At 59.5% G+C, this 5,988-nt stretch carries 6 protein-coding genes and 1 pseudogene; all 7 read right to left on the bottom strand.

The features are described 5' to 3' along the window. Positions 1 to 260 (bottom strand): annotated as a pseudogene (locus ACRESD_RS06815) (translation initiation factor 2); the annotation flags it as partial. 103 nt (positions 261 to 363) lie between these two features. Further along, a complete protein-coding gene (locus tag ACRESD_RS06810; protein ID WP_060756270.1) occupies positions 364 to 1,803 on the bottom strand; it encodes a PLP-dependent aminotransferase family protein in 1,440 nt (479 codons plus the stop codon). Between the two features lie 252 nt (positions 1,804 to 2,055). Further along, entirely contained in the window at positions 2,056 to 2,871 is an 816-nt protein-coding gene (locus ACRESD_RS06805) for an OmpA family protein (RefSeq protein WP_431750229.1), read from the bottom strand. Beyond that, positions 2,868 to 3,230: a DUF4398 domain-containing protein gene (locus ACRESD_RS06800; protein WP_431750228.1), complete on the bottom strand. Its 363-nt coding sequence runs from the start codon at positions 3,228 to 3,230 to the stop codon at positions 2,868 to 2,870. Before ACRESD_RS06800 ends, ACRESD_RS06805 begins: the two co-directional genes overlap by 4 nt. Positions 3,231 to 3,239: 9 nt before the next feature. Next, a complete protein-coding gene (locus ACRESD_RS06795) occupies positions 3,240 to 4,055 on the bottom strand; it encodes a substrate-binding periplasmic protein (protein WP_431750227.1) in 816 nt (271 codons plus the stop codon). 86 nt (positions 4,056 to 4,141) lie between these two features. Then, positions 4,142 to 5,071: an electron transfer flavoprotein subunit alpha/FixB family protein gene (locus ACRESD_RS06790; protein ID WP_431750226.1), complete on the bottom strand. Its 930-nt coding sequence runs from the start codon at positions 5,069 to 5,071 to the stop codon at positions 4,142 to 4,144. A 2-nt stretch (positions 5,072 to 5,073) separates the two neighbouring features. After that, positions 5,074 to 5,823, bottom strand: coding sequence for an electron transfer flavoprotein subunit beta/FixA family protein (locus ACRESD_RS06785; protein ID WP_028617555.1), 750 nt, complete (start codon positions 5,821 to 5,823; stop codon positions 5,074 to 5,076). Positions 5,824 to 5,988 lie beyond the last annotated feature (165 nt).

Genomic DNA, 5,988 nt, shown 5'->3' with positions numbered 1-5,988 from the left:
GGCAGGGACAGGTCCAAATGCGCCGGGGGCAACTTGGTCTGGGCCACTTCGTGGGCCGACTTGGATTTGCTGGCGACCGGCGCACGTTTTTTCACTGGCGCGACTTTCTTTTTGGCGGGGGCAGGCTTCTTTGCTGGGGTCTTCTGCTGAGTTTGGGCGACAGGCCTGGTTTCAGTCACGGGCGCCGCGGCCAGCGCAGCGCCGACGTTACACAGGCTTAACAGGCCAACCACCCAAACAACACGAAAAATAGAGGTCATATCGCCAACAGCATTAACGGCAGAAAGCCATATGCTCGCTTGTTGTACGCGGCATGACAAGCGCGGTGATCCGCCATGCTGTCAAACTGCCCCTTTGCACACCTCAAAAGCCTGCTGCGGTTTCCTGGCACAACTGGCTGGCGAGCATCCCAAGGGTCATCAGTGCGCGTTCCGCCTCACGGTTCCATGGCGTGCCGCAGTTGAGGCGAATACAGTGGTTGAACTGTTCCGTATTACTGAAGATCACCCCCGGTGCAATGCTGATGCCTTGTTGCAGCGCACGCACGTGCAGTTCCTGGGTATTGACCCGCCCGGGCAAACTGACCCACAAGATAAAGCCACCGGTTGGGCGAGTCATCTGCGTGCCTTCGGGGAAATACTGCTGCACGGCCAGTTGGAACGCGCTGAGATTCTTACGGTACTCCTGGCGGATATAGCGCAGGTGCCGGTCGTAGCCACCGTTCTCCAGGTACGCCGCAACGCCCATCTGGGTGACGCTGCAGGCAGAGTGGGTGCTGAACATCTGCAGACGCTGGATTTCCTGCTGGTACTTGCCGGCGATCATCCAGCCGATACGCACACCGGGCGACAATGTCTTGGAAAAACTCGAGCAGTAGATCACTCGATCGAGGCGATCATAGGCTTTCAATGCCTTGGTGCGGCCGACTTCGAACATCAGTTCGCCGTAGATATCGTCTTCGACGATCTGGATATCGAAATCCGAGGCCAGGCGCAGCAATTGTTTCTGCCGCTCTTCAGGCATGGTCGCGCCCAAAGGGTTGCTCAAGCGGGTGGTCAACACCAAGGCCTTGATCGACCATTGGTTCGCCGCCAGTTGCAGGGCCTCCAGGCTCATGCCGGTGGCGGGGTCGCTGGGGATCTCGATGACCTTGAGGCCCAACAGGTCGGCCAGTTGCAGCAACCCGTAATAGGTGGGGGATTCGGCGGCGATCAAATCACCGGGACGCGTAAGCACCCGCAGTGACATCTGCAACGCATCCACACAGCCGTGGGTGATCACCACTTCGGAGGGGTCCACCACCACGCCGGCATCGCGCATGCGAATTGCCACCTGGCGGCGCAACGGTTCGAAACCCGGGCTGAACATATAGCTGAACGCCCGTGGGCTCTGGAAGCGCGTGACCTTGGCCAACTGCTGGTGCAGTGCACGCACCGGCAGGTAGTCGACACTCGGCACCGCCGCCCCCAACGGAAACACCCCTTCGCGGCGCGACTCCACCAATACCTGCTGGATGATGCTGCTACGGGTGACCAACCCTGGTCGCTCGACCCGTGCGATGTCTGGCGTGGGCGCCGTCAGTGCGGGTGTCTGGTGCACGTAATAGCCCGACTGTGGCCGCGCCCGGATCAGCCCCTGGTCTTCCAGGTTGGCGTAGGCCTGCAACACCGTGGCATGGCTGACATTGAGCTGGGAGCTCATCTTGCGCACCGAGGGCACGCGCTCCCCCGGTTGATAGACACCGCGCCGGATGTCCTCAGCCAGTTGCTGGGCAATACGCTGGTAAAGCAACAGATTGGTCATGACGCAGCACTCGATTTCACGGGTATTTTATTTTTGTGTGAAACATACCGGCACAGTTTAGAAGTGTACGGGGACAGTTGCCACAATAGTCGAGCGCGGGCGGCAGTGATAGAAAAAACTGTAAGGGTGTAACCCGAACCAAATGTGGGAGGGGGCTTGCCCCGATGGTGGAGTATCAGTCAACGAATATATTGACTGGAACTACCGCTATCGGGGGCAAGCCCCCTCCCACACTTTGAGCTGCGCCAGGCTTTAGCGGGCAGCGCCCAGCTGGCCTTTTTCATCAGAGAAGACGATCTCTACCCGACGGTTCTGCGCACGGCCACGTTCGGTGGCATTCACGTCCACGGGATACTGGTCGCCATAGCCTTCGACCTGGATGCGTTTTTCATCAATGCCCAGGTCCATCAGCACATCGGCCACCGATTGCGCACGGTCGCGAGAAAGCTTGAGGTTTTCCTGTTCGCCACCGGTGTTGTCGGTATAGCCCTCGATGCGCACCACGCGGCGGGGGTTCAGTTGCAGGAACTGGACGATTTTCAGCACCGTGCGGTTGGCTGAGTTCTCCAGCTCGGCTTCGCCGGTGTCGAACAGCATGTCGCCCAGGGTCATCACCAGGCCGCGGTCTGTCTGGGTGGTAGTCAGGCTGGCGATTTGCTGCTCAAGCCACTTGCCCTGTTGCTGCACACTGGCCAGCTTGCTTTCACGCAGCGCCAGTTGCAGGCGCTGGCGCTCCAGCTCGAGCTTGGTACCGCGTTCGGCATTAAGGCCCTGCTCGGTGTGTTCCCGTGCAATCGCGCTGTAGCGTTGGCTCAGGTAAGCGTAATGCACGACATCGGCACCACTGCCCCAGTAACTGGACAAGCGATCGGCACGGGCCAGGGATTCACCGGCGCGAATCACGTCTTTAGGCGCGAAACGCAGCACGTTGGCGTCTTCCTTGACCTTCTGGAAGTCATTGCCGGCCTGCTGCAACGCCTGCTCGCTATTGGGCTGGCTGGCGCAACCGCCCAGGGCGGCACTGCCCAACAGCAGCACGCAACTCAAGCTACGGATGATCGGGCTCATTGGGCTTCTCCCAACTGCAATTGCTTGCGCAGGCGAGTGATGCGGGTATTGAGCACGTTCAGTTGTTCCTGGGTTTTGCGGGTCAGAATCCGCGCTTCGGCGAGGCGTGCGTCCAGCTCGGCCTGTTCTGCCTGCATGCGCGCCGCCTTGTAGGATTGGTCAGCCATGTCGGCCTTGGCCTTGGCGAACTTGTCTTCAGCCAGCTTCAGCTCAGGCGATTGATCGGTGCTGGCCCCCACGGCGCTGGCTTGCTCCAGGGCTTGCTGGGTGAGGCGGATTTGTTCATTCGGCGCAGGATCAGCTGCACATCCCGCCAGAGCGACAACGGCGAGGGCCGCGAAAAGAGGTCGAAGATTCACTGTAAATCCTTACTTTGCTGAGGTGCCGACGGGCTGCTGCAGTTGCGCTTTCCAACGCTCAAGATTGTGCTGCAACGCGGTGTACGCGACATCGGACGTGAGCAATTCTGTCATCTTTTTGGCCAGCTGTCCGCGCAGCCAAGGATCATTGCAGGCTGAGTTATGGGAAATCGCCAGGTACAAACCAGGCTGGTCGACGGGGACTTCGCGCGCAATCAGATCGTTACTCATGCCCAGGCTCTGAGCCATGGCCATCCCGGAATAGCGTCCGGCAAGTACGTAGTCCACTTCCCCGAGCAGCAATTTCTGGAAGGCGGGCGTCAGGTTGGGAAAGCGCTGAAGGCTCAACTGCTGGCCCGCAAACGTTTCAAAACCTGCACTCAGCCGGGCACGTTCTGACACCGCCCCCTTGTGGCCGTGCAGGTCTGCTGCGGTGGTGTAGATCAGGGGCGAATCCTTGCGGGTCCACACCAGATAATCGATCTGCACCAATGCCGGGTGAATGTAATCGAGGGTTTCCAGCTCACCCACGTTCAACGGCGCATCGGCCAGTATGTCCATGCGTCCGCTGCGGACTTCATCCAGGGCCAAGGAGCGTTTGCCGCCATAAAGCAGGTCGATTTTCAGCCCAAGGTCCTTGCCCACTTGTTGCAGCACATCAGCGGTGGCGCCGATCAGGTGCGTCGGGTCCTGAGGGTCACGCCATAGCAAAGGCGGTGCGTCCGGGCTGCCGGTGATCACTAGGCGCTCACATTTGCCAGCAGCCAGCGCCAGGCTTGGCAGCAGCGTGAGGCCCAGCAGTAAGGCCCAGGGGCGCAGTTCCATGGCGAAGCTCTCCGATGTTCTAAAAAGAGGCAGCAAAAAAAAGCCCGGTCACAAGGACCGGGCTCTTTATAAGTGAAGCCGCTGGTTTAGACCAGCTTCTCCAGCTCAGGTACAGCTTCGAACAAGTCTGCCACCAGGCCGTAATCAGCCACCTGGAAGATCGGTGCTTCTTCGTCCTTGTTGATCGCAACGATCACTTTGGAGTCTTTCATACCGGCCAAGTGCTGGATCGCGCCGGAGATACCGACGGCGATGTACAGCTGTGGCGCAACGATCTTGCCGGTCTGGCCGACCTGCATGTCGTTGGGTACGAAACCTGCGTCGACGGCCGCGCGGGAAGCGCCGACCGCGGCACCCAGCTTGTCGGCCAGGGCGTACAGGTGTTTGAAGTTGTCACCGTTCTGCATGCCACGGCCGCCGGAAACGACGATCTTGGCAGCCGTCAGCTCAGGACGGTCCGACTTGGCCAGCTCTTCGCCAACAAAGCTCGAAGTGCCTGCATCGTGAGCAGCGGCCACAGCCTCAACGGCAGCCGAACCACCTTCAGCAGCAACCGGGTCGAAACCGGTGGCACGCACGGTGATCACTTTGATTGCAGCGGTCGATTGCACGGTGGCAATGGCGTTACCGGCGTAGATCGGACGCTTGAAGGTATCGGCGCTTTCTACCGAGATGATCTCGGAGATCTGATCGACGTCCAGCTGCGCAGCAACGCGTGGCAGGATGTTTTTGCCGTTGGACGTGGCAGCCGCCAGGATGTGGCTGTAGCCCTTGCCCAGCTCAGCAACCAACGGGGCAACGTTTTCCGGCAACTGGTGCGCGTAGGCCGCGTTGTCGGCCAGCAGAACCTTGCTCACGCCAGCGATTTTCGCAGCGGCTTCAGCCACGGCGCCAGCGCCAAGACCTGCAACCAGTACGTGAATATCACCACCGATTTTAGCGGCGGCAGCCACGGTGTTCAGGGTGGCCGGGGCCACGACTTTGTTATCGTGTTCAGCGATTACCAAGATAGTCATGATCAGATTACCTTCGCTTCGTTCTTCAGTTTCTCGACCAGTTCAGCCACCGACTTGACCTTGATGCCCGCGCTGCGAGCAGCCGGTGCTTCAACCTTGACGGTCTTGTTGGTGGAGGCGGTGGAAACGCCCAAAGCTTCTGGAGTGACCGACTCAAGCGGCTTCTTCTTGGCTTTCATGATGTTTGGCAGCGACGCGTAGCGCGGCTCGTTCAAACGCAGGTCGGTGGTGACGATGGCAGGCAGTTTCAGGGAAACGGTCTGTGCGCCGCCGTCGATTTCACGGGTCACAGCCACGCTGTCGCCGCTCACTTCGACTTTGGAGGCGAAGGTGCCCTGGCCGTAACCGGTCAGCGCAGCCAGCATCTGGCCAGTCTGGTTGTTGTCGCTGTCGATGGCCTGTTTGCCAAGGATCACCAGCTGAGGCTGTTCCTTGTCGACAACGGCTTTGAGCAGCTTGGCAACGGCCAGGGAGGTCAGCTCTTCAGCGGACTCGACCAGGATGGCGCGGTCGGCGCCCAGTGCCAGGGCAGTACGCAGCTGCTCTTGGGCAGTGGTCGGGCCGATGGAAACCACGACGATTTCAGTCGCCACGCCTTTCTCTTTCAGGCGTACAGCTTCTTCCACGGCGATTTCACAGAAAGGGTTCATCGACATCTTGACGTTAGCAAGATCGACGCCGGAATTGTCCGCCTTGACGCGAACTTTCACGTTGTAATCGACAACGCGTTTGACAGCTACAAGAACCTTCATGGATTCCTCGTTACTCTCCGGTGAAAAGAAAGTCGCCTAGGCGAACCTGGCGGTTGATGCTCATCGGCACACAAGGGCACCTCCAAAAACCTCGGCGGATGACCTTGCTCACGGGAAATGATGACCGTTCGTCAGTGGTGACTCAGAGGTCATTCTTTATCGCAG

Source organism: Pseudomonas sp. (assembly GCF_050739995.1).
GTDB lineage: Bacteria > Pseudomonadota > Gammaproteobacteria > Pseudomonadales > Pseudomonadaceae > Aquipseudomonas.
This window is presented reverse-complemented; position numbering and strand designations above follow the sequence as displayed.